The organism is Microbacterium sp. Root180 (assembly GCF_001428485.1).
GTDB lineage: Bacteria > Actinomycetota > Actinomycetes > Actinomycetales > Microbacteriaceae > Microbacterium.
Genome location: NZ_LMHS01000002.1, coordinates 478,245 through 501,369 on the forward strand (window position 1 = coordinate 478,245; position 23,125 = coordinate 501,369).

A 23,125-nucleotide genomic window follows, 5' to 3' on the forward strand; every position below is an offset into this window, starting at 1 on the left:
AGCGGATGCCTCGGCATCCGCTCTTCTTCGTCGTTCAGCGGGGTCAGTCCTGACCGCGGCGCTCACGCAGCTGCTGGAGCGCGTCGTCGAGGAGGGCATCGGCCTCTTCCTCGGTGCGACGCTCCTTCACATACGCGAGGTGGGTCTTGTACGGCTCGCTCTTCGCGACGGCCGGCGGATTCGCCTTGTCGCGCCCGGCAGGAAGCCCGGAATGGGGAGAGTCGATCGTCTCGGGAATCTCCTCCTCGGGGATTCCCGCGGCGAAGTAGCGGACGGTCTCGTTGCCGAGGGCGTCCCAGTACGACACCGCGACGCGGTCGGCGTGGAACCCGTGGTCCTGTTCGCCCATCGGTCCGGCGCCCACACGGGTGCCGCGGATCGCGTTTCCTCCGGTGGCCATCAGAGACTCTGGAACTTCGTGATGAGGCCGAGCGCCACGATGGAGACGAACCAGGCCAGCGCGAGGATCACCGTGAAACGGTTGAGATTGCGCTCAGCGAGACCCGACGAGCCGAGCGCCGACGTCATGCCGCCTCCGAACATGTCGGACAGGCCGCCGCCGCGCCCCTTGTGGAGCAGGATGAGGAGGGTCAGCAGGAGGCTCGTGATTCCGAGGAGCACCTGCAGGACGAACTCGAGGATCTGCACAGTCGTTGAAGCCTTTCGCCGCGATCTTCTGCCGATCGCACAAGGGTCGAGTATACCGGTCAGACGCCGACGTGCTTCTGGTAGCGGATGATCGCTGCGAACTCGTCCACGACGAGGCTCGCTCCGCCGACGAGCGCGCCGTCGACATCGGGCTCGCGCATGAAGCTCGCGATGTTCGCCGCCTTCACGGATCCGCCGTAGAGCACGCGGGTGCGGGCCGCGGCATCCTCGCCCAGCTTGTCGGTGATCACGCCGCGCAGCGCGGCGCACACCTCCTGCGCCTGCTCGGGTGAGGCCACCTGGCCGGTGCCGATCGCCCACACGGGCTCATAGGCCACGACGATGTCGGCATTCGAGGGCACGCCCTCCAGCGCGACCTCCAGCTGCGCGACGGAGACGGCTGTCGGCCCCGACTCCTCGCGCTGCTCCAGCGTCTCGCCCACGCAGATGACCGGTGCGAGACCGTGCTTGAGCGCGGCCTGCACCTTCGCGGCGACGACCTCGTCGGTCTCGGCGTGGTACTCGCGACGCTCCGAGTGGCCGATGATGACGTAGCGGTTGTCGAGCTTCGCGAGGAACGCTCCCGAGACCTCGCCGGTGTAGGCGCCCGAGTCGTGGGACGAGATGTCCTGCGCGCCCAGAGCGAAGGGGATCTTGTCGGCGTCGAGCAGCGTCTGCACGGTGCGCAGATCGGTGAACGGCGGGAAGAGCGCGACCTCGACAGAGCCGCCGTCGTGCTTGGCGTCCTTCAGCGTCCAGTGCAGCTTCTGCACGAACGCCACCGCCTGCAGATGGTCGAGGTTCATCTTCCAATTGCCGGCGATGAGCGGGGTACGGGTGTTCACTGCCATCCGAGGACCTCCAGTCCGGGGAGCTTCTTGCCTTCGAGGAACTCGAGGCTGGCGCCTCCGCCCGTCGAGATGTGTCCGAATCGGTCGTCGGAGAAGCCGAGCTGACGCACCGCGGCCGCGGAGTCGCCGCCACCGACGACAGAGAGTCCGTCGACCTCGGTCAGCGCCTGAGCGACGGCCTTCGTGCCGGCGGCGAACGCGGGGATCTCGAAGACGCCCATCGGACCGTTCCAGAACACCGTCTTCGAACCGCGCACCAGGTCGGCGAACCGCGTCGCCGTCTCGGGTCCGATGTCGAGTCCGAGTCCGGATGCTCCGAACGCCGTGTCTTCGATCGCGTCGGCGCGCGTGACGACGTGCTCCGCGTCGGCACCGAACTTCGAGGCGACGACCACGTCCGTGGGAAGCACGAGCTCGACGCCGGACTCCTCGGCGCGACGCATGTACTCGCGCACCGTGTCGAGCTGGTCGGCCTCCAGCAGGCTGGCGCCCACCCGGTGCCCGCGAGCGGCGAGGAAGGTGAACAGCATCCCTCCGCCGACGAGCAGGCGGTCCACGCGCGGGAGGAGATGATCGATCACACCGAGCTTGTCGCTGACCTTCGAGCCGCCGAGCACCACCGTGTACGGACGCTCCGGGTTCTCGGTCAGGCGGTCCAGGACATCGAGCTCCTTCTCGATCAGCGTGCCCGCCGCGGACGGCAGGAGCTGGGCGAGCTCGTAGACCGACGCCTGCTTCCGGTGCACGACGCCGAAGCCGTCGGACACCAGCACATCGCCGAGTCCGGCGAGCTGCTCGGCGAACGCGCGGCGCTCGTCCTCGTCCTTCGCCGTCTCGCCCGCGTTGAAGCGGAGGTTCTCGATGATCGCGACGTCGCCGTCCTCGAGGGCCGCGACGGCCTCGTGGGCGGACTCGCCCACCGTGTCGAGCGCGAACGCGACGGGCTTACCGAGCAGCTCGGACAGCCGCTGCGCGACCGGCTCGAGACTGTAGTTCGGGTCGGGCGCGCCGTCGGGGCGGCCGAGATGGGAGCAGACGACGACGCGGGCGCCGTCGTTGATCAGGCGGTTCAGCGTGGGGAGCGTGGCCCGCACACGGCCATCGTCCGTGATGATCCCGTCCTTGAGAGGAACATTGAGATCAGCACGGACGATGACGCGCTTGCCGGCCAGCGAACCCAGCGAATCGAGGGTGCGCAGAGCCATGGTGTGGTTACAGGCTCTCGGCGACGTACTCGGTGAGGTCGACGAGGCGGTTCGAGTAGCCCCACTCGTTGTCGTACCAGGCCGAGACCTTGACGAGGTTGCCACTGACGTTGGTGAGCTCCGCGTCGAAGATCGACGAGTGCGGGTTGCCCTGGATGTCGCTCGAGACGATCGGGTCCTCCGTGTACTGGAGGTAACCCGCGAGACGGCCGTCCGCCGCGGCGGCCTTGTACGCCGCGTTGACCTGCTCGACCGTGAGTCCCTCGGTGGGCGTCACGATCGTGAGGTCGACGATCGAGCCGGTGGGAACCGGCACGCGGTAGGACGAGCCGCTCAGCTTGCCGTTGAGCTCGGGCAGCACGTGGCCGATGGCCTTCGCCGCGCCGGTCGAGGCCGGGACGATGTTGATCGCGGCGCCGCGCGCGCGGCGCAGGTCGCTGTGCGGGCCGTCCTGGAGGTTCTGGTCGGCCGTGTAGGCGTGGGCCGTCATCATGAAGCCGCGCTCGATGCCGAATGCGTCGTTGAACACCTGCGCGAGGGGCGCGAGGCAGTTCGTGGTGCACGAGGCGTTCGAGATGATGACGTGGTTGGCGGGGTCGTAGTCGCCCTCGTTGACACCCATCACGACGGTGACGTCGTCTCCGGTGGCGGGAGCCGAGATGAGAACCTTCTTCGCGCCGCCCGCGATGTGCTTCTTGGCGTCTTCGGCCTTGGTGAACCGGCCGGTCGACTCGATGACGATGTCGACGCCGAGCTCGCCCCACGGCAGGTTCGCGGGGTCGCGCTCCTCGAAGACCTTGATGGTCTTGTCGCCGACGGTGATGGAGTCCGCGGTGTACGAGACGTCCTCGGACAGCACGCCGCCCACGGAGTCGTACTTGAGCAGGTGCGCGAGGGTCTTGTTGTCGGTGAGGTCGTTCACCGCCACGATGTCGAGGTCCGCGCCCTGCGCGAGCGCCGCGCGGAGGTAGTTGCGTCCGATACGGCCGAAGCCGTTGATGCCGATCTTGACAGCCACGGAGTTTCTCCTGAGATGTGTCGTGCGCGAGTGCGCGGTTTGATGCGATTCAGACAGTGGACAACGGCGTCCCGGCGGGCTGTCCCGCCGGGACGCCTCGCCTGCTATGACAGTACCAGCAGGCCCGAGGTCTTCTGACGGGCGGCATCGAGGCGCTGCGCGACGTTCTCCCAGTTGGCGATGTTCCACGCGGCCTTGACGTAGTCGGCCTTGACGTTGAGGTAGTCGAGGTAGAACGCGTGCTCCCACATGTCGAGCTGGAACACCGGGATCGTCCCCTGCGCGGCGTTGCTCTGCTGGTCGAACAGCTGCTGGATGATGAGCTGCTCGCCGATCGGATCCCAGCTGAGCACGGCCCAGCCCGAGCCCTGGATACCCAGGGCCGCAGCGGTGAAGTGCGCCTGGAACTTGTCGAAGCCGCCGAAGAACTCGTCGACGGCGGCACGCAGCTCGCCCTCGGGCTCGCCGCCGCCGTTCGGCGACAGGTTGGTCCAGAAGATCGAGTGGTTGACGTGTCCGCCGAGGTTGAAGGCGAGGTCCTTCTCGAGCTTGTTCACGTTCGCGAGGTTGCCGCTCTCACGGGCCTCGGCGAGCTGCTCCAGCGCGGTGTTCGCCCCGGTCACGTACGCCTGGTGATGCTTGCCGTGGTGCAGCTCCATGATCTTGCCGCTGATGTGCGGTTCCAGCGCGGCGTAGTCGTACGGGAGGTCGGGCAAGGAGTAAGTCGCCATGTTCTCTTCTTCCTGTCGGCGCGCGCCGAATTCCCCGGCGCAGCGAGGGTGACGGGTTCATCCTACTGAGCACCAACACCGCGGCGAGGGGGTTGCTTCCCTCCGTGACAGGATCTACCGTCGCCTCGCCGCGGCCCCGCGCAACGGCGATACGATCGGCCGATGATGCGACCCGCGATCCAGCGATGGGCGGCCTTCTCGGACGATCCGGCGGGCGGCAATCCGGCGGGCGTCGTGCTCGGCGCCGATGCTCTCACCGACGCCGAGATGCAGCGGATCGCGGCGGATGTCGGGTACGCCGAGACCGCCTTCGTCTTCGGAGGCGGTCGGGAACGCGGCATCCGCTACTTCTCCCCCGTCGCCGAGGTGCCCTTCTGCGGACACGCGACCGTCGCCTCGGCCGTGGCACTGGCCGAGGAGCTCGGCGACGGCGCCTTCGTGTTCGAGACGCCGGTCGGTCCCGTCGAGATCACCACGACGTCGCACGGCGGTCGCCGCGCGTCGTTCACCAGCGTCGAGCCGTGGGTCTCGACGCTCGCCGAGCCCGATCTCGACGCCGTGCTCTCGCTCCTCGGGCTGGTCCGCGACGACCTGGACCGGCGGTATCCGCCCCGCCTGGCCTTTGCGGGAAATCCGCACCCGCTGATCGTCCTCGCCGAGCGCGTGGTCTTCGACGCCTTCACCTTCGATCCCCTCGAGGCGCGGGCGTTGATGGATGCCGCGGCCTGGCCCGCGACGATCATCGTGCTCCACGACCTCGGCGACGGGGAGTGGGAGGCGCGCAATGTGTTCCCCGTCGGCACCCTCGCCGAGGACCCGGCGACGGGTGCCGCCGCCGCGGCCACAGGAGCGTATCTGCGCGAGACGGGCGCGGTGACGCCGCCGGCGCAGGTGCGGATCTCGCAAGGACGCCACGTCGGGCGGCCGGGACTCCTCGAGGTGACGATCCCCGCGACCGGGGGCGTCACCGTCACCGGCTCCGCGGCGCGGATCGACTGAGAGCCTCAGTCCTCCATGCCGGCGGGAACCGCGGACTCGGTGCCCGGGATCCCGTCCGCCTCGGCCTTCTTGTCGGCCATCGCGAGGAGGCGACGGATGCGGCCGGCCACGGCGTCCTTGGTGAGCGGCGGGTCGGCGTGGTGGCCGAGTTCGTCGAGGCTCGCATCGCGGTGGGCGAGTCGGAGGTCGCCGGCCTCGCGCAGGTGCTCGGGAATCTCGTCGCCGAGAATCTCCATCGCCCGCTCCACACGTGCGCACGCGGCGACGGCCGCCTGTGCCGACCGGCGCAGGTTCGCGTCGTCGAAGTTGACCAGCCGGTTCACTCCGGCGCGCACCTCGCGGCGCTGTCGCAGCTGATCCCACTCCGCGGCGGCCTTCTCGGCTCCCATGACCGCGAGAGCCGCTCTAATGGCCTCACCCTCGCGGACGACCACACGCGGGATGCCGCGCACCTCGCGGGCCTTGCCGGGGATGCCGAGTCGGTGCGCCGCGCCGACGAGGGCCATGGCGGCCTCCGACGACGGGCACGTGATCTCGAGCGCGGCCGAGCGGCCCGGCTCGGAGAGCGAGCCGGCCGCGAGGAACGCGCCGCGCCACACAGCGGCGAGGTCGGCGCGTGAGCCGGTGGTGAGCTTGTTCGGAAGCCCCCGCACCGGGCGGCGGCGCTGGTCGAGCAGTCCCGTCTGGCGGGCGAGCGTCTCACCGCCGTCGATCACGCGCACGGCGTAGTGGCTCGCACTGCGGCCGCCGGAACCCTGCACGTGCACGAGCTCGGGTCGCACGCCGTAGATGTCGACGAGGTCGCGTGCGGTGCGCCGCGCGAGCACATCGGAGTCCAGCTCCGCCTCGACGGCCACCCGGTTCGCGATCGAATGCAGACCGCCCGAGAACCGCAGCAGCGAGGTGAGCTCGGCCACCCGGGCCGTCGGGCGCGGATCGCGCACGGTGATCAGCTCGGCCTTCACATCAGCGGTCAGCGACACGGGACTCCTTGCAGATTTCGGTGGGGAACGACGGTCCAGCCTAGTCGCGGCCGAGGCCGCATGCGGAGCATCTCATTCCCGGCCGAGGTCACGGTGCTTCACACGGACGGCCACGCCGGGCACCGACGCGAGTCGATCGGCGAGCTCGCGCACCATCGCGACCGAACGGTGCTTGCCCCCGGTGCAGCCCACCGCGACGACGGAGTGCCGCTTGTTCTCGCGCTGATATCCCTCCAGGACCGGTCGCAACGCCGACGCGTAGGCATCGATGAACTCTCGCGCGCCCTCCTGCGCCAGGACGAACTCCCGCACGGGCTCGTCCTCTCCGGTGAGGGCGCGAAGATCCTCGTTCCAGAACGGATTCGGAAGGAATCGCATGTCTGCGACGAGGTCGGCGTCGGGAGGAAGACCGTACTTGAAGCCGAAGCTCAGGATCGTGAGCGTGTGACGCGCGGCATCGGCGTCGGTGAACAGCTCGGTGATCTGGGTCGCGAGCTGGTGGATGTTGTGGCGCGACGTGTCGATGATGACGTCCGCGCTCTCGCGCACGGCGGCCAGGCGCTCGCGCTCGAGACGGATGCCGTCGAGGATCGTGCCGTCGCCCTGGAGCGGATGCGGCCTGCGCACGGCCTCGAACCGCCGGACGAGAACCTCGTCCGAGGCATCCAGGAACATCAGGCGGATCTGCCGACGCTCGCGAAGGGAGCGCATCGCCTCGGGGAGATCCGCGAACAGGTCGCGACCGCGCACGTCGACGACGACCGCGACGCGCGGCAGCACCCCCGCGGCGAGCTCGGTCAGATCGAGCAGGGGTCGCAGCATCTGCGGAGGGAGGTTGTCGACGACGTACCAGTCGAGATCCTCGAGCGCATTGGCCGCGGTGGACCGACCGGCCCCGGACATGCCCGTCACGATGAGAACCTCGCCCGTCTCGCGGCGCCCTGCCTCGGCCATGACCACCCCCGTCATCGAGACCACCCTATCCACCGGAGAGGTGCGAATGGATCGACGCCGCGAGCTTCGGCCCGACGCCGGGCAGTTCGGCGATCTCCTCCGGGGTCGCGGCGCGCAGAGACGTCACGGATCCGAAGTGGCGCAGCAGAGCTTTGATCCGCGCGTCGCCGAGACCCGGAATCTCCGCCAGCACACTCTGGATGTCGCGCCGCCGCCGTCTGCGCTGGTGCGTGATGGCGAACCGGTGCGCCTCGTCGCGCAGCCGCTGCAGCAGGTACAGCGCCTCGGACGTGCGCGGCAGGATGACCGGATACTCCTCCCCCGGCAGCCAGACCTCCTCGAGCCGCTTGGCGATGCCGCACAGCGCGATCTCTTCGTGTCCGGCGTCGCGCAGCGCGCGGGCCGCGGCCTCCACCTGCGGCTTGCCGCCGTCGACGACGAGCAGCTGCGGCCGGTAGGCGAAACGCGTGCGGCGCCGCTCCGTCACGACGTCGCCGTCCCCCGTCGCATCGACCTCGGGCACGGTCTGCGGCTCGTCGGGGCGATCGAGGTAGGCGAGCCTGCGCGAGAGCACCTGGTGGAGCGAGTCGGTGTCGTCGGTCGTCTCCTCGACCTTGAACGACCGGTACTGGTCCTTGCGCGGCAGTCCGTCCTCGAAGACGACCATCGAGGCCACCACGTTGGTCCCGCCGAGGTGCGACACGTCGAAGCACTCGATGCGCAGGGGCGCCTCGGCGAGGTCGAGCGCCTCCTGCAGGTCGGTGAGCGCCTGCGTGCGCGCCACGTAGTCGCTCGTGCGCCGCGTCTTGTGCAGCATGAGCGCCTGCTGGGCGTTCAGCGACGCGGTTCGCATGAGCTCGGCCTTGCGCCCCCGCTGCGCGATCTGGATCGTCACCGACTTGCCGCGGCGCCCGCGCAGCCACTCCTCGAGGTCCGCGGCGTCCTCCGGCATCGCCGGGACGAGCACCTGCCGGGGGATGTCGGCGCCGTCCGCGTTGCCGTAGGTGCGCTGAAGCACCTGGTCCACCAGGTCGCCCCCCGAGATGTCGAGCTCCTTCTCGATCGTCGTCGCCCGCACACCGCGCACGCGGCCGCCCCGGATCACGAAGTGCTGCACCGCGGCGGCGAGCTCATCCTCGGCGATGCCGAACAGATCCGCGTCGGTGTCGGCGGCGAGGACGAGGGCGCTCTTGTTGAGCACCGCGTCGATCGCCTGAAGCCGGTCGCGGTAGACGGCAGCCGCCTCGTAGTCCATTGCAGCGGATGCCTCGCGCATGCGAGCGGTCAGCTCTCGTCGGAATCGCTGGTCGCCCCCGGACATGAAGGCGACGAAGTCCTCCACGATCGCGCGGTGCTCCTCGACGGAGACCTTCATCGAGCAGGGACCGCCGCAGCGCCCGATCTGACCCGGGAAGCAGGGCCTACCGGAGGCCATCGCCTTCTTGTAGGACGAGTCGCTGCAGGTGCGGATCGGGAAGACCTTGATCATCAGGTCGATCGTGTCGTGCACCGCCCAGACCTTCGGGTACGGCCCGAAGTACTTCGCGCCCTTGATCCGGCGGTTGCGTGTCACGATGACCCGCGGCGCCTCGTCGGCCAGTGTGATCGCCATGAACGGGTAGGACTTGTCGTCCTTGTAGCGGACGTTGAACGGCGGATCGAACTCCTTGATCCACATGTACTCGAGCTGCAGGGAGTCCACGTCGCTCGCGACGACCGTCCACTCCACGGATGCCGCGGTCGTGACCATGCGCCTCGTGCGCTCGTGGAGCGTGCGCAGGGGCGCGAAGTAGTTCGAGAGGCGGGCGCGCAGGTTCTTGGCCTTGCCGACGTACAGCACGCGCCCGTCGGCGTCCCGGAAGCGATAGACGCCCGGGTTTGTCGGGATCTCCCCCGGCTTCGGCTTGTACGAGACCGTGGGCGCTGATCGTGGCATCGGGGTCAGCCGGCCTTGCGGACCGCCTGCGGGCCGCCGAGGACCTCGGCCAGGAACGCGCCGGTGTAGCTGCCCTCCACCCGCGCCACCTGCTCGGGTGTGCCCGTCGCGACGACCTGCCCGCCGCCGGAACCGCCCTCGGGGCCGAGATCGATGATCCAGTCGGCGCTCTTGATCACGTCGAGATTGTGCTCGATCACGATGACCGAGTTGCCCTTGTCAACGAGCCCGCCGAGCACTTCGAGGAGTCGGCGCACATCCTCGAAGTGCAGGCCGGTGGTCGGCTCGTCGAGGACGTAGATCGAGCGCCCGTTCGACCGGCGCTGCAGTTCGGTGGCGAGCTTCACCCGCTGGGCCTCACCGCCGGACAGCGTCGTCGCGGACTGGCCGAGGCGGACGTATCCGAGTCCGACATCCACGAGCGTGCGCAGGTAGCGATGGATCGCCTGGATCGGCTCGAAGAACTCCGCCGCATCGGAGATCGGCATCTCGAGCACCTCGGCGATGTTCTTGCCCTTGTAGTGCACGGCGAGCGTGTCGCGGTTGTACCGCTTGCCGTGGCACACCTCGCAGTCGACGTACACGTCGGGGAGGAAGTTCATCTCGATCTTGATCGTGCCGTCACCCGAGCACGCCTCGCAGCGACCGCCCTTGACGTTGAAGCTGAATCGCCCGGGCTGATAGCCGCGGACCTTCGCCTCCGGCGTCTCGCTGAAGAGCGTGCGGATGCGATCGAACACGCCGGTGTACGTGGCCGGATTCGAGCGGGGGGTGCGGCCGATCGGCCCCTGGTCGACGTGGACGACCTTGTCGAGATCGTCGGTGCCGGTGATCCGGGTGTGCTTGCCGGCCACGCGACGGGCGCCGTTGAGACGCGTCGCGAGCACTTCGTAGAGGATGTCGTTGACGAGCGACGACTTGCCCGAGCCGCTGACGCCCGTGACGGCGGTGAGCACGCCCAGGGGGAAGTCGACCGTGACGTTCTGCAAGTTGTTCTCGCGGGCGCCGACGACGGTCACCTTGCGGTTCTTGTCGATCTTGCGCCGCTTCTTCGGTGTCGGGATCTCACGCCGGCCGGCGAGGTAGTCGCCGGTGATGGATTCGCCCTCCGCCTGGAGCAGCTGCTCGAGGGGGCCGGAGTGCACGACGGATCCGCCGTCGACGCCGGCGCGCGGCCCGATGTCGACGATCCAGTCGGCGGCGTGGATGGTCTCCTCGTCGTGCTCGACGACGATCAGCGTGTTCCCGAGGTCTCGCAGCGTGATCAACGTTTCGATGAGGCGGCGGTTGTCGCGCTGATGCAGCCCGATCGAGGGCTCGTCGAGCACGTAGAGGACTCCGGTGAGCCCGGAGCCGATCTGCGTGGCCAATCGGATGCGCTGGGCCTCGCCGCCCGACAGTGAACCGGCGGAGCGGCTCAGATTCAGATAGGTGAGACCGACCTGGATCAGGAACTCCAGCCGCAGGCGGATCTCCCGCAGCACCTGGGCGCCGATCTTCGCCTCGCGATCGGTGAGGTCGAGGCCGGCGAAGAAGGCCTGCGCGTCCGAGAGGCTCAGGCGCGAGGCATCCGCGATCGAGTGACCGTGGACGAGCACAGCCAGCACCTCGGGCTTGAGGCGCGCGCCGTCGCAGACGGGGCACGGCACCTCCCGGAGGAACTCGGACCACCGCTGGCGCTGCGTGTCGGTCTCGGCCTGGAGGTACTGACGCTCGATGTAGGGCACCACGCCCTCGAAGCCGGACGAGTACCGCATCTCACGGCCGTACCGGTTCTTCCACTTCACGGTCACCTTGTAGTTCTCGCCGCGCAGCACGGCCTCGCGGACTTCGGCGCGCAGCCTCCGCCACGGCGTGTCGAGGGAGAAGTCGAGGTCGTTCGCGAGGCCCTCGAGCAGTCGCTCGTAATACTGGAAGAGCCCCTTGCCCTGCGTCGTCCACGGAATGAGCACGCCCTCGCGGATCGAGAGCTCGTCGTCGCCGACCATCAGGTCGACGTCGACGGACATGCGCGTGCCCAGACCCGAGCACGCAGGGCAGGCGCCGAACGGCGCGTTGAACGAGAACGTGCGCGGCTCGATCTCGGTGAGCTGCAGCGGATGTCCGTTGGGGCACGCCAGCTTCTCGGAGAACGACTGCCAGGCGTCGTCGCCCTCGAGGTCGACGAAGTTGATCTGCATGACACCGCCCGCGAGGCCGAGAGCGGTCTCGACCGAGTCGGTGACGCGGCTCAGGATGTCGGGAGCCGCGACCAGGCGGTCGATGACGACGGCGATGTCGTGCTTGTAGCTCTTCTTGAGCGCGGGCGGCTCGGCGAGCTGGATGAGGTCGCCGTCGACGACCGCGCGCGCGTATCCCTTGGCCGAGAGCTCCTTGAAGAGGTCGACGAACTCGCCCTTCTTCTGGGTGACCACCGGCGCGACGATCTGGTACCGCGTCCGATCGGGCAGCTCCATCAGCTGGTCGGCGATCTGCTGCACCGTCTGGCGCTGGATGACCTCGCCGCACTCCGGGCAGTGCGGCACGCCGATGCGCGCCCACAGGAGGCGCATGTAGTCGTGGATCTCGGTGATCGTGCCGACCGTCGACCGCGGATTGCGGTTCGTGGACTTCTGGTCGATCGACACCGCAGGGCTCAAGCCCTCGATGAAGTCGACGTCCGGACGGTCGACCTGGCCGAGGAACTGGCGGGCGTAGGCGCTCAGCGACTCGACGTAGCGGCGCTGGCCCTCGGCGAAGATCGTGTCGAACGCGAGGCTCGACTTGCCGGAGCCCGAGAGCCCGGTGAACACGACGAGTGAATCACGCGGGATGTCGAGGTCGACGTTCTTGAGGTTGTGGACACGGGCACCGCGGACACTGAGTTTTCCGCTGGTGTTTCCAGGCACGGCGACGGGGACGATGGGCACCAGACAAGTTTAGGCGGGGCCTCCGACATGAGCGCCGGAGACCCCGCCTTCACGGGTTCCTACCAGATCAGCAGGGGCACCGTCGGACTCTTCGATGCGCGCACGGTGTCACTTCCCGCATACGACACCGAGAGCTTGTGGAGCCCTGTGCCGAGCGCCGGCAGCTTGACCTTCACCACGCCGCGATCCTTGGCGGTGAGCGTCGCCGAAGCGATCGCGGTCTTGCCGTCGAAGATCGTGATCTCCCCGGTCGGGCGCACGCCGTCCTCGGCCACCACGATGGTCGTGAACTGCACGGCCGACCCCTTCTTCGCGATGAGCTTGTTGGGGATGCCGATGGTCACGCTGTCGGCACGGTCGAAGGTGGTGATGGGCACGGAGATCGACGTGCCCGTCGAGGCTCCGGTGAGAGTCAGCGCCGTCGCACCGATCGGGGCGTTCGCCGGCAGCTTCACCGAGACCGTCGCCGTGCCGAGGTTGTCGTACGGATCCGTCGCCAGCACCGTCGTCACGGGGGCCGTGCCGAGGACCTTGTCACCGAGCGAGACGACGATCTCCGTGTCCTTGACGTCGGCGGCCGTCGACATGGACCAGGACTTCACATCGAAGGAGACCGTCGTGCCCAGTTCGTAGGTCGCGGGCGCGGAAGCCGGGAACGCCACCTCGACAGCACGCTGCGCGACGTCGACGGGAAGGGGTTGCGTCGAGGCGAAGGCGGCCATGTAGTCCACCATCGCGGCGAGGTCGACCTTGCCCGTGTCACGCTTTCCCGTGCCGGTGTTCAGCTCCCGGAAGTTGTCGCCGCCGGTCGAGAGGAACGAGTTGACCGTGACCGAGTAGGTCGCGCCCGCGTCGATCGGCTCGCCGTTCAGCCACATGCCCGTGATGGTGCCCCGCGGCGCGGTGTACTGCAGACCCTCTTCGTTGGCGGCGGTGCCCGGGTTGTCGCGCTGCGTCTCGAGAACCGGAGCCTGCGTGTAGGTGTACTCGAATCCCTCGGAGACCCCCAGTCGCAGGAACGGCCGCGTGGGCAGTGCGTTGAAGGCATCGCGCTGCCACTGCTGCTCGAGGACGGTCTTGATCTGAGCGCCGGTGAGCGTCATGTTGACGAGCGTGTTGGCGAACGACTGCACGTTCGCGGCCTGCTTGTACGTCAGCGTGCGCGGGTAGGAACCGTCGCCCGGGTCCACCCCCACCATGTCGGCGCGCAGTCCGCCCGGGTTCATGAACGCGATCTGCGCCCCGCCGGACTCGGGCTTCTCCGTCGCCCAACGCTGCACTTCGGCGACCAGGTTGCCGATCGTGGACTCGCCGCCTCGATTCTCGTTCGGCAGGCCCGTGGTCGGGTTGATGGTGGCCAGTTGCGCACGGTTGAGCGCCCCGGCGATCTCGCCGAGCGGCTCGGCCCCGAGGATGTCGGCCTCGTTCTTCGCCGTGAGCACGAGCGCCGCCACGTCGGCGTCGGCGGGGTAGCCCTGGATCGCGAGGATGTTCTGCGCCTTCGCCGTGACGTCGCCTGTCTCGCTGTCGACGGTGAAGAGGAGCTGGTTGAGGCTCGTGCCGTACTGACCGGCGGAGACCACCGGGCGCTCCGTCACGGCGCGTCCCTCGGCTGCCCACTCCGCGACCGGGAACGAGCAGTTGTACGCGAGGTGGGTGTGACCCGACACGATCGCGTCCACGTCGGCCGACACGGTGTTGACGATGTCGGCCCACTTGCCGGAATCGCGCATCGTCAGGCAGTTCGTCGACGGGGCGCCCTCGTGCACCAGCATCACCACGACATCCGCGCCGTTGGCGACGAGATCCGCGGCCTCGGTGTTCACCGATTCCACGATCCCCTTCACCTCGATGTCGGCGATGCCGCCCGGGCTGACCAGGGAGGGGAGCTCTTCCGTGACGGCGCCGACGAAGCCCACCTGGACTCCGCTCAGCTCCTTGATCCAGGTGGCCGGAACAGCGTCGTCGCCGGTCAGCTTCACTTTGAGGTTGGACGCGATGTACTCCCACTGCGCGCCGCCGTAGGGATTCGTCACGGCGTCGTAGGGCGCCATCACTCGATTGATCAGGTCGTCGTAGCCCTGATCGAGTTCGTGGTTGCCCACCGCCGAGACTTCGAGTCCGGCCGCGTTGAGCGCATCGATGGTGGGCTTGTCGTGCTGGATGAACGACTCGAACGTCGACGCGCCGATGAGGTCGCCCGCGGCGGCGAACACCGTGTTCGGGTTCGCAGTGCGCAACTGCTGGACGGCGCCGGCGAGCTTCGCCGCGCCTGCCTGAGCGCCCTCGTCGAGGATGCGGCCGTGGAAGTCGTTGGTCGCAAGGATCTGGATCTGCGTCTCCGCGGCGTGGGCCGCGGGGCTCGCGACGAGCAGCCCTGCGCCGAGCGCGACGATGGCGACACTGGCGCCGGTGGCGATCCGGCGGCGGGACGCAGTGCTGTGGTCGGGGTGTGACCGCATTCGCATGGTGGTTCCTCTTCTGGACGACGAGCAGCCCGAAAGACGTCGGGCTCGCTGTGGGTCCGGACGGGGCTTCAGAGCGAGCCTAGAAAAGCCGCCGGTCCTTGCCTAGAAGATGAGAAGAAGTTCATGTATCGGTCAGGAAACGCTCCCGTGGCGCCCCCCGGCGAAGGGGACGAGCCCGTCCCGGAGCGCCGCGATGCGCTCGACGTCCAGTCCGGTGGCGCGCATGATCTGGCCGGGGACCTCGAGGGCACGCGTGCGAAGCGCGCGACCCTCATCCGTGAGGCGGATCTCGAGGACTCGCTCGTCGTCCGCCCGTCGCGCTCGTGCGACTCTCCCCTGTGACTCGAGACGCTTGACGAGGGGCGACAGCGTCGCCGGCTCCATCGCGAGGTCATCGGCCAGCTCTCCCAGCGAACGCGGCGACTCCTCCCACAGGGCCAGCATCACGAGGTACTGCGGATGCGTGAGCCCCAACGGCTCCAGGACCGGGCGATAGATCGACACGACGTTGCGCGCTGCGGTCACCAGTGCGAAGCAGAGCTGATTCTCGAGTTTCAGGAGGTCGTCGGGTTCCACACCGACATCCTACCGGGCCTAATGTTTAGTACACTAAAGAATATGGATCGAACGGAGGGGCCCGACGCCCCGCTCCCCCTGCGCCAACGGGTTCGTGACGCCGGCGGCTGGTACGCCTTCCTCAACACCCGGCTCATACGCCTCGCGGGTCCGGCCGCGGTCGGCCCCTATGAGACGACTCCGCCGCCTTCGACGGCAGAGCGTGCGGAACGGGCCTGCCCGCTCTGCGGGCGGCCCATGACCGAGCACACGTTCGATCGATCCGGCGTCAAGCCGCTCATGCACTGCCCCTGAGCTCAAGCGGAACCGTTCCAGGCGCCGCGCGCCCGGCGCTAGGCGTGTCCGGCTCGCTCCATGGCCCGGAGCTCCTTCTTGAGGTCCTGCACCTCGTCACGCAGACGCGCCGCAAGCTCGAACTTGAGCTCACCCGCCGCGGCGAGCATCTGACCGCTCAGGTCGGCGATCGTCGCTTCGAGCTGGTTCGCACCCTCGGCGGCGATGCCCTCGCGCCGCAGCTGCGGGGTCGGCGACTTGCCCTTGCCGGACTTCAGTCGTGAGTCAGAACCCTTGCGGGAGAGCAGCGTCTGGGTGTCGGATGCTTCACGGGCGAGGATCTCGGTGATGTCGGCGATGCGCTTGCGCAACGGCTGCGGGTCGATTCCGTTCGCCGTGTTGTAGGCGACCTGCTTCTCCCGACGCCGGTCGGTCTCCTCGATGGCGTTGCGCATCGAGTCGGTGACCTTGTCGGCGTACATGTGCACCTCGCCGGACACGTTGCGTGCCGCGCGGCCGATGGTCTGGATCAGCGAGGTGCCGCTGCGCAGGAAGCCTTCCTTGTCGGCATCGAGGATCGACACCAGTGACACTTCGGGAAGATCGAGGCCTTCGCGCAGCAGGTTGATGCCCACCAGCACGTCGTAGACCCCCGCGCGCAGCTCGCTCAGCAGCTCGACCCGGCGCAGCGTGTCGACGTCGGAGTGCAGGTACCGCACCCGCACGCCGTGCTCGCCCAGGAAGTCGGTGAGCTCTTCGGCCATCTTCTTCGTCAAGGTCGTCACGAGCACACGCTCATCGCGCGACGCGCGCAGCCGGATCTCCTCGAGCAGATCGTCGATCTGGCCCTTGGACGGCTTGACGATGATCTGCGGATCGACCAGACCCGTGGGGCGGATGATCTGCTCGACCACGCCGTCGGCGATCCCCATCTCGTAGCGGCCGGGTGTCGCCGAGAGGTACACGGTCTGCCCGACGCGGTTCTTGAACTCGTCGAACCGCAGCGGTCGATTGTCCATGGCGCTGGGCAGGCGGAAGCCGTGCTCGACGAGCGTGCGCTTGCGCGAGGCATCCCCCTCGTACATCGCCCCGATCTGCGGGACGGTGACGTGCGATTCGTCGATCACCATGAGGAAGTCGTCGGGGAAGAAGTCGAGCAGGGTGTGGGGTGGTTCGCCCGCCATCCGGCCGTCGAGGTGGCGGGAGTAGTTCTCGATCCCCGAACAGAAGCCCAGCTGCTGCAGCATCTCGAGATCGAAGGTGGTGCGCATGCGAAGGCGCTGCGCCTCGAGCAGCTTGTTCTGCGACTCGAGCTCTTTCAGACGCTCCTCGAGTTCGTGCTCGATGGTGCCGATGGCGCGCTGCACGGTCTCGGTGCCTGCGGCGTAGTGGGTGGCGGGGAAGATCGGCACGGAGTCCATCCGCTGGATCACATCGCCGGTGAGCGGGTGCAGCATGTAGAGCGCTTCGATCTCGTCGCCGAACATCTCGACGCGGATCGCGTACTCCTCGTAGACCGGGATGATCTCGATGGTGTCGCCGCGCACGCGGAAGTTTCCGCGCGAGAAGTCGACGTCGTTGCGGTTGTACTGCATCGCGATGAACTTGCGGATGAGGGCGTCGCGGTCGTAGCGCTCGCCGACCTGCAGCGCCACCATCGCGCGCAGATACTCCTCGGGCGAGCCCAGGCCGTAGATGCACGAGACCGTGCTGACCACGACGACGTCTCGCCGCGACAGGAGCGAATTGGTCGTCGAGTGGCGCAGGCGTTCGACCTCGGCGTTGATCGAGGAGTCCTTCTCGATGAAGGTATCGGTCTGGGGGACGTACGCCTCGGGCTGGTAGTAGTCGTAGTAGCTGACGAAGTACTCCACCGCGTTATGGGGCATGAGCTCGCGGAACTCGTTGGCCAGCTGCGCCGCGAGCGTCTTGTTGTGCGCGAGGACGAGCGTCGGACGCTGCACCGCTTCGACGAGCCACGCGGTCGTCGCGGACTTGCCCGTGCCGGTGGCGCCCAGCAGGACGACGTCGGTTTCGCCGGCGTTGATGCGCGCTGCGAGGTCGGCTATCGCCTGCGGCTGGTCACCGGACGGCTCGAACTCGCTGATGACCTCGAAAGGGCGGACGGAACGGGTGGCTTGCACCTCTCCAGCGTAGGCGGGGCCGCCGACACCCGGTCCGGCGTTCGCGCGGGGCGGATCGGTCGCTCAGCCCCCGCCGCCTCCGCCGCCGCCGTCTCCGCCGAATCCTCCGCCGTCGAACCCGCCGAATCCTCCCCCGTCGAACCCGCCGTATCCCCCGCCGCCGTCGAACCCTCCGCCGTGTCCGCCGTCGAACCCTCCCCCGGTGTCGTAGGTCTCCCCCACCCACGCGGGCTCGGCCGCGATCGCGAGCGACCCGCCGCCGACGGACCAGTACGACATCACCGCCGCCGAGAGCAGGAAGTTCTGCGCGACGACGATCGCGACCCCGTTGTCCAGCAGGAGACGTCGAGAATCAACCGCGTCCCGGGGGTCGGCCTCGCCGACCGCCGTTGCGACGGTCGAAGCATCCGCCCCCGCCTCGCGCTGCGCGCGCCGCTCCTCGGCCCGGCGCACGAGCTTCGCCAGCACGGAGGGGTCATCGGATGCCGCGTTCCGCTCGGATTCCGCCATGAACGGACGGAGCTGGTCAAACATCTCCCGGCGCCGCTGGGCCGGCAGATCTTTGAAGGCCGATGCATGCGCCCCCTCGATCACGGACGCGGGGAGCGTGTTGAGCAGATAGACGTAGCGGCCGATGCGCTCCTCGTCGGTGAGCGCGGCGACTCGTCTCCTGCGCCGGAATCTCGACAGCATGCCCATAAGACACCTCCCGCTCGGCCCCAGGCTACCGGTGGGGACTGCGCGCGACTAGGAGCGAGCGGCGAGATGCTCCGGGAGCGAGCCCCACAGGTCGTCGACCTGGCGCACGGTGTCCTCGAGCGAGCCGGCGGTGTCGATCACGACGTCGGCGACCGCCAGGCGCTCGTCGTCGGACACCTGCGAGGCGAGACGCGCGGCGGCATCCTCTTCGCTCATGCCCCTCAGCTCCACGAGTCGACGACGACGCACCTCGGCCGGGGCGTGGGCGACGACGATGAGCTCCCACGGGTCCTCGGCCCTCGCCTCGACGAGCAGCGGCACGTCGTAGACCACGACAGCGTTCGGATCGGTCGCGAACGCCTCGGCGAACCGGCGTGCCGACTCTCTCCGCACCGCCGGATGCACGATCGCGTTCAGGCGTGCGACGGCTTCGTGGTCGCCGAAGGCGCGGGCGCCGAGGGCAGCGCGATCGAGGGAGCCGTCGGCGCGGACCACATCGGCGCCGAACGCATCGGCGAGATCGGCGAGAACGGGCGAACCGGGCTGCTGCACGTCGCGGACGATCCGATCCGCGTCGACGACGACGGCGCCGTGCTGCGCAAGACGCCGGGCGATCGTGGACTTGCCGGAGGCTATTCCGCCGGTGAGCGCGACGAGGGGCATGAGTCGAGGATGCCACGTCCCGGCGACCCCGTGCGCGCAACACTTGGCGGCTCCTGAGGTCGCACTGAGGGTGGCCTGAGGGCCCGGGGCTAGCGTCGGGATCAACCCGGTTGAAGACGGGTCCGAGCGTGGGAATCCGGGGAGGAGGGGACGTGGATCGACGTGACAGCGTGACGTCGACTGCTCTCCCCACCACCTCTTCCCGCACCGTCGCAAGGCGAAACGCAAGGAACCGGCTTCGGTGCGGGGAGGTGGCGATCGTGGGGGCGATCGCCACCTCATCCAGCACAGCCGCCTTCCTCCGCAGGACTCGTCGGAGGGACACGCCGTGACGGTTACCCCGACACGCCTCTTCCAGACCGCGTTCTGGGATATCCTGACCGACGTCCGGGAGCCGGCGGTCGTCTCCCCGGCACCGGAGGGTGAATCGGTGGACGAAACTCGCGTTGCGGTCGTGATCGAGGACGAAGAAGACATCCGCTCCCTCCTCACGGCGGTCCTCGCGCAGGCGGGATTCGAGGTTCACGGCGCCGCTGACGGATACGCCGGACTCGAACTCGTCCGGGAGCACCAGCCGCTCGTGACGACTCTCGACGTGAACATGCCCGGCATCGACGGTTTCGAGACGGCCAAGCGCATCCGCGCGGTCAGCACCACGTACATCGTGATGCTCAGCGCCCGCACCGAGGAGATCGACGCGCTCCAGGGTCTCGAGGCCGGTGCCGACGACTATGTCGCCAAGCCGTTCCGGCCGCGCGAACTGCGTGCGCGCATCGACGCGATGCTGCGCCGGCCCCGGCACCACATCGCCGCCGCGTCATCCGACGCGGGCGAGCCCACCGGAGACTGGCTCGAGCACCAGGGCCTCCGCCTGAACGTCGAGACGCGCATCGTCACGGTCGACGGCGAAGACCTCGAACTCACCCGGAGCGAATTCGACATCCTCGCAGACCTTCTGGCCGCCGGACGCCGCGTGCGCGGCAAATCAGACCTCGCGGTCATGCTGCGCGGCGAGCAGTTCACGGGCGTCGAGTTCGTCAGCGACAGCGATGCGCGTGCGATCGAGGTGCACGTCGCCAATCTGCGCCGCAAGCTCGGGGAATCCCCGACGAACCCGCGCTGGATCGAGACCGTCCGCGGCGTGGGCTACCGGCTGACCGCTCCCTGAGGCGCCGCTAGTCGATCTCGCCGACGAGCACCGACGTCTCGACGCTCTCCGCGGCGAGGATCGCCGTATCGCGGGCCACGCGCTGCAGCGCCTCGGAGTCGTACCCGACGACATCGCTCAGGGAGATGCCGACGCCCACGACGGGGATCACCCCGCCGCCCACCTTGCCGAGATCGTCGAACAGCCCGCGGTACACGACGCCGGCCTGCCGCCTCGCCTCGGCGGGGGAATCCACCAGCACCCCGACGCAGAGACCCGTCGGGCCGTCCTCCGCCACGAGCGCGTTGGACGGCGCATGGCGGCGCACGCCCGTCCGCCACGTCTCGGTGACCGCGCGGGCCACCTCGCTGCCGAATGCCGTGGAGATCTGGTCGAGATCCTCGATGCGCACGGCGATCACGCCGACGAGTTCGCGGCGCACGGCTGCGCGCTCGCACAGATCTCCGAGGGCGGCGTCGAACGTCTCGTGGTCGAGCACCCCGTCACGGGCGACGGCGGTGGAACGGCGCCGATATCCGCGCATCGGCGCACGCGACGCCCGCAGCACCGACGTCACGACGACCGCGACGATCGTGAGCACGACCGTGACGAAAGCCGTCGGAATCGTGCCGAAGACGTTCTCGAACAGCGGCGCGTCGGGGCCGGCGGTCACGAACGCCGTCGTGCGCGACACGTAGTACAGCGCCTCGATCCCCAGCACGGTGCCGAGCACCCAGGCCGTCCGCGATTCGCGGAGCGCGCCGCGGAGGCACTCCACGGCGCCGGCGCCGGCGAACACGATGAGAGCGAGGAACATCCACAGCGCTCCCGCCCAGTCGCCGCCCGTCTCCCCCTCGACGCCCACCGCGATGGCCGTGGCGAGCACCCCGATCGCGACGAGTCCGCCCGACCAGTCCATGCGACGCCGGTTGAACCTGCGGCAGCCGAGCCACATGCACCCCGTCGCCGCGACGAATGCGCCGTTCCCGACGGCGACGGCCCACCACGCCGCATCGGTCTGCGACCACATCGTGTAGGCGAGGGTCGTGAGCATGCCCGCGAGGAATCCGAGCGCCCAGATGCGGCCGGCGCCCTCGTCGCGGCGCAGCAGGGTCTCGACGATGAACAGAACACCGCTGGTGTTGACGACGAGCGCCGTCATCACCAGCACGGTGGTGAGGTCGAGTGTCATGATGTGGTCCCTCCCGGGGCGGTTGCGGGGAGCTTGACGATGAAAGTCGACCCGACTCCGGGCGCACTGTGGAGACCGATCTCGCCACCATGCGCGCGCACGATGTCACGCGTGATGGCGAGGCCGAGGCCGGTACCCGAGCGACGCTCGGCACCCGCCTTGTAGAAGCGCTGGAACAACCGCGAGCGGTCCGCTTCGCTGATGCCGATCCCGGTGTCGCGCACCAGGATCCAGGTCGAGGTGCCGTCGGTCGTCGTGCCGAGGAAGACCGTGCCGCCGTCCTTGTTGTACGCGATCGCGTTCGAGACGAGGTTGTCGACCACCTGACGCAGACGCAACGGATCCGCCCATGCTCCGGCTTCCTCGAGGCCGGTCGTGTCGATCGTGACCGCACGGGACGAGGCGCGGGGCAGCAGCGCCTCTCCCGACGCCCGCACGATGTCGCGCGCATCCAGAGCCTGCGCCGTCATCGTCGCCTCTATCGAGGAGGAGGACGAGCTCGACGCCGCGAGGATGTCGGCGACGATGCGCAGCAGACGCTCGGCGTTGCGCTCGGCGATGTCGAGATTCGCGCGCACGTGGTCGGGGATGTCCGGATCCTCGATCGCGAGATCGAGGTACCCCAGGATGGACGTCAACGGCGTCCGCAGCTCGTGGGACACCGACGCCACCAGCTCGTCGCGCGCCCGCAGCGCCTCGAGCTCGCTCGTCACGTCGCGCGAGATGACCACGGCCCCGCCGTCGTCCCCATCGGGATCGATCAGTCGGCGTGTGGTGATGCTCAGAGCCTTGCGTGGCCCGGGCTCCTCGCCGAACCACACCACCTGTGCGTCGAATGCCTCCCCTCGCAGCGCGCGCTCGACCGGAAGCTCGTCGTGAGGGAGACGGGTCACGCCGTCGTCGCGGAAGGCGGGGACCTCGCCGTCGTCGACGCCCATCGCCTGCTGGAGCCGCCCGTGCGCCTCGTTGGTGACGGCCACGTGGCCGTCGCCGTCGATCCGCACCACGCCGAAGTCGACGGCGTCGAGAACTTCGGTGACGACCTGCTCCTGCCGCCGCGAACTCTGGAGAACGCGACGCAGCAGCTGCGCCTGTTTCGCCAGGAGCATGCGCTGTGCGTCCGAGCGCCGCGCGGTGAGATGGCTCGTCGCAGCGACGGCGAAGAGCACCAGCGGCAGCAGGAAGGTGAGGTAGGTGACCTGCTGCGCGCTGACGAGGGTGAGGACGGAGATGACGACGGTGATGGAGACGATCACGGCGAACAGGCCGAGCAATCCGAACCCGGCCGCGAGCCACGTCGTCGGGAAGATCCAGAGCAGCCCCATCGCTGTGCCGGGCGCCGCTAGCTGCATGAGCGTGATGGCGACGATGTCGATCGCCGGCACGATCGCCACCCATCCGTAGGACAGCCGGTTCCACGGGACCACGAGGGTCGCCCCCGTCAGGACGACGACGATCACCACACCGCCGAAAAAGAGCACCGGGTCGCCGGGGAAGGATCCGACCGCGACCAGCGCGCCGAGCGCGAACACCACCGAGGCGAGCAGCAGCTGGTTCAGCGTCGCCGTGCGTGCGCGCGTGCGATCAGCGACGTCGTCCCGCAGCCAGGTCGCGCGCGCGCGAGTGCTGCGCGCCTCGGGCGGACGCCGAGCGCGACGCTGTCCGCCGTTCGGCGCGCCGACCATATGGTGAAACTAATGGATGCCGCGCCCTCCGCGTGCGGGGCACG

Annotated in this window: 20 protein-coding genes; 3 read left to right on the top strand and 17 right to left on the bottom strand. The window is 68.8% G+C overall.

The window, feature by feature from the left end:
• Positions 1–43: 43 nt before the first annotated feature.
• The 6 genes from ASD93_RS06575 to ASD93_RS06600 form a co-directional block, all read right to left on the bottom strand.
• Positions 44–400 (bottom strand): RNA polymerase-binding protein RbpA, encoded by a 357-nt coding sequence (locus tag ASD93_RS06575; protein ID WP_056120425.1) that lies wholly within the window; start codon positions 398–400, stop codon positions 44–46.
• Positions 400–648 carry a preprotein translocase subunit SecG gene (secG, locus tag ASD93_RS06580; protein ID WP_056120428.1) on the bottom strand — a complete coding sequence of 83 codons (249 nt, stop codon included), beginning with the start codon at positions 646–648 and terminating at the stop codon, positions 400–402. Before secG ends, ASD93_RS06575 begins: the two co-directional genes overlap by 1 nt.
• Before the next feature lie 59 nt (positions 649–707).
• Positions 708–1,499, bottom strand: a complete 792-nt coding sequence (gene tpiA, locus ASD93_RS06585) for a triose-phosphate isomerase (protein ID WP_056120431.1) — start codon at positions 1,497–1,499, stop codon at positions 708–710.
• Positions 1,490–2,704 carry a phosphoglycerate kinase gene (locus ASD93_RS06590; RefSeq protein ID WP_056120434.1) on the bottom strand — a complete coding sequence of 405 codons (1,215 nt, stop codon included), beginning with the start codon at positions 2,702–2,704 and terminating at the stop codon, positions 1,490–1,492. The genes tpiA and ASD93_RS06590 overlap by 10 nt, the downstream gene beginning before the upstream one ends.
• 7 nt (positions 2,705–2,711) lie before the next feature.
• Positions 2,712–3,722, bottom strand: a complete 1,011-nt coding sequence (gap, locus tag ASD93_RS06595) for a type I glyceraldehyde-3-phosphate dehydrogenase (RefSeq protein WP_056120437.1) — start codon at positions 3,720–3,722, stop codon at positions 2,712–2,714.
• A 104-nt stretch (positions 3,723–3,826) separates the two neighbouring features.
• Positions 3,827–4,453, bottom strand: a complete 627-nt coding sequence (locus ASD93_RS06600; protein ID WP_056120440.1) for a superoxide dismutase — start codon at positions 4,451–4,453, stop codon at positions 3,827–3,829.
• 162 nt (positions 4,454–4,615) lie between these two features.
• On the opposite strand from ASD93_RS06600, the gene ASD93_RS06605 reads away from it, so the two are divergent.
• Positions 4,616–5,452 (top strand): PhzF family phenazine biosynthesis protein, encoded by an 837-nt coding sequence (locus ASD93_RS06605; protein WP_056120444.1) that lies wholly within the window; start codon positions 4,616–4,618, stop codon positions 5,450–5,452.
• A gap of 5 nt (positions 5,453–5,457) precedes the next feature.
• Here the strand turns inward: ASD93_RS06605 and whiA are convergent, their stop codons facing one another.
• The 6 genes from whiA to ASD93_RS06635 all read right to left on the bottom strand — a co-directional run bounded on the left by whiA (position 5,458) and on the right by ASD93_RS06635 (position 15,278).
• A complete protein-coding gene (whiA, locus tag ASD93_RS06610) occupies positions 5,458–6,435 on the bottom strand; it encodes a DNA-binding protein WhiA (RefSeq protein ID WP_056120447.1) in 978 nt (325 codons plus the stop codon).
• A gap of 72 nt (positions 6,436–6,507) precedes the next feature.
• Complete coding sequence (rapZ, locus tag ASD93_RS06615; protein WP_414843695.1) at positions 6,508–7,404, bottom strand: RNase adapter RapZ; 897 nt, start codon at positions 7,402–7,404, stop codon at positions 6,508–6,510.
• Between the two features lie 10 nt (positions 7,405–7,414).
• Entirely contained in the window at positions 7,415–9,325 is a 1,911-nt protein-coding gene (gene uvrC, locus ASD93_RS06620; RefSeq protein ID WP_056120450.1) for an excinuclease ABC subunit UvrC, read from the bottom strand.
• Positions 9,326–9,330: 5 nt separating this feature from the next.
• Entirely contained in the window at positions 9,331–12,234 is a 2,904-nt protein-coding gene (gene uvrA / locus ASD93_RS06625) for an excinuclease ABC subunit UvrA (protein WP_056120453.1), read from the bottom strand.
• Positions 12,235–12,293: 59 nt separating this feature from the next.
• Positions 12,294–14,702: a bifunctional metallophosphatase/5'-nucleotidase gene (locus ASD93_RS06630; protein ID WP_235566896.1), complete on the bottom strand. Its 2,409-nt coding sequence runs from the start codon at positions 14,700–14,702 to the stop codon at positions 12,294–12,296.
• Between the two features lie 132 nt (positions 14,703–14,834).
• Positions 14,835–15,278 (bottom strand): MarR family winged helix-turn-helix transcriptional regulator, encoded by a 444-nt coding sequence (locus tag ASD93_RS06635; protein ID WP_056120459.1) that lies wholly within the window; start codon positions 15,276–15,278, stop codon positions 14,835–14,837.
• Positions 15,279–15,320: 42 nt separating this feature from the next.
• Between ASD93_RS06635 and ASD93_RS16145 the strand changes: the two genes are divergently transcribed.
• Entirely contained in the window at positions 15,321–15,572 is a 252-nt protein-coding gene (locus ASD93_RS16145; RefSeq protein WP_157536884.1) for a hypothetical protein, read from the top strand.
• Positions 15,573–15,610: 38 nt separating this feature from the next.
• Here ASD93_RS16145 and uvrB read toward each other — a convergent pair whose 3' ends face one another.
• The 3 genes from uvrB to coaE all read right to left on the bottom strand — a co-directional run bounded on the left by uvrB (position 15,611) and on the right by coaE (position 19,057).
• Complete coding sequence (gene uvrB / locus ASD93_RS06640; protein WP_056120461.1) at positions 15,611–17,695, bottom strand: excinuclease ABC subunit UvrB; 2,085 nt, start codon at positions 17,693–17,695, stop codon at positions 15,611–15,613.
• Between the two features lie 63 nt (positions 17,696–17,758).
• Entirely contained in the window at positions 17,759–18,388 is a 630-nt protein-coding gene (locus tag ASD93_RS06645) for a hypothetical protein (protein ID WP_157536885.1), read from the bottom strand.
• A gap of 54 nt (positions 18,389–18,442) precedes the next feature.
• Complete coding sequence (gene coaE / locus ASD93_RS06650) at positions 18,443–19,057, bottom strand: dephospho-CoA kinase (RefSeq protein ID WP_056120467.1); 615 nt, start codon at positions 19,055–19,057, stop codon at positions 18,443–18,445.
• 430 nt (positions 19,058–19,487) lie between these two features.
• On the opposite strand from coaE, the gene ASD93_RS06655 reads away from it, so the two are divergent.
• Positions 19,488–20,225: a response regulator transcription factor gene (locus ASD93_RS06655; RefSeq protein WP_056120944.1), complete on the top strand. Its 738-nt coding sequence runs from the start codon at positions 19,488–19,490 to the stop codon at positions 20,223–20,225.
• A gap of 7 nt (positions 20,226–20,232) precedes the next feature.
• Here the strand turns inward: ASD93_RS06655 and ASD93_RS06660 are convergent, their stop codons facing one another.
• Both ASD93_RS06660 and ASD93_RS06665 read right to left on the bottom strand, forming a co-directional pair.
• Positions 20,233–21,396, bottom strand: coding sequence for a hypothetical protein (locus ASD93_RS06660; protein WP_056120471.1), 1,164 nt, complete (start codon positions 21,394–21,396; stop codon positions 20,233–20,235).
• Positions 21,393–23,081 carry a sensor histidine kinase gene (locus ASD93_RS06665; protein ID WP_082569209.1) on the bottom strand — a complete coding sequence of 563 codons (1,689 nt, stop codon included), beginning with the start codon at positions 23,079–23,081 and terminating at the stop codon, positions 21,393–21,395. The genes ASD93_RS06660 and ASD93_RS06665 overlap by 4 nt, the downstream gene beginning before the upstream one ends.
• Positions 23,082–23,125 lie beyond the last annotated feature (44 nt).

What these genes read in the sequence shown, in the direction of transcription:
- ASD93_RS06605 (WP_056120444.1), top strand. Translation starts at nt 4,616, where the DNA reads ATGATGCGACCCGCGATCCAGCGATGGGCGGCCTTCTCGGACGATCCG.
- ASD93_RS06600 (WP_056120440.1), bottom strand. Translation starts at nt 4,453, where the DNA reads ATGGCGACTTACTCCTTGCCCGACCTCCCGTACGACTACGCCGCGCTG.
- ASD93_RS06645 (WP_157536885.1), bottom strand. Translation starts at nt 18,388, where the DNA reads ATGCTGTCGAGATTCCGGCGCAGGAGACGAGTCGCCGCGCTCACCGAC.
- ASD93_RS06575 (WP_056120425.1), bottom strand. Translation starts at nt 400, where the DNA reads ATGGCCACCGGAGGAAACGCGATCCGCGGCACCCGTGTGGGCGCCGGA.
- tpiA (WP_056120431.1), bottom strand. Translation starts at nt 1,499, where the DNA reads ATGGCAGTGAACACCCGTACCCCGCTCATCGCCGGCAATTGGAAGATG.
- coaE (WP_056120467.1), bottom strand. Translation starts at nt 19,057, where the DNA reads ATGCCCCTCGTCGCGCTCACCGGCGGAATAGCCTCCGGCAAGTCCACG.
- rapZ (WP_414843695.1), bottom strand. Translation starts at nt 7,404, where the DNA reads ATGACGGGGGTGGTCATGGCCGAGGCAGGGCGCCGCGAGACGGGCGAG.
- ASD93_RS16145 (WP_157536884.1), top strand. Translation starts at nt 15,321, where the DNA reads ATGGATCGAACGGAGGGGCCCGACGCCCCGCTCCCCCTGCGCCAACGG.
- ASD93_RS06630 (WP_235566896.1), bottom strand. Translation starts at nt 14,702, where the DNA reads ATGCGAATGCGGTCACACCCCGACCACAGCACTGCGTCCCGCCGCCGG.
- uvrC (WP_056120450.1), bottom strand. Translation starts at nt 9,325, where the DNA reads ATGCCACGATCAGCGCCCACGGTCTCGTACAAGCCGAAGCCGGGGGAG.
- ASD93_RS06660 (WP_056120471.1), bottom strand. Translation starts at nt 21,396, where the DNA reads ATGACACTCGACCTCACCACCGTGCTGGTGATGACGGCGCTCGTCGTC.
- ASD93_RS06665 (WP_082569209.1), bottom strand. Translation starts at nt 23,081, where the DNA reads ATGGTCGGCGCGCCGAACGGCGGACAGCGTCGCGCTCGGCGTCCGCCC.
- ASD93_RS06590 (WP_056120434.1), bottom strand. Translation starts at nt 2,704, where the DNA reads ATGGCTCTGCGCACCCTCGATTCGCTGGGTTCGCTGGCCGGCAAGCGC.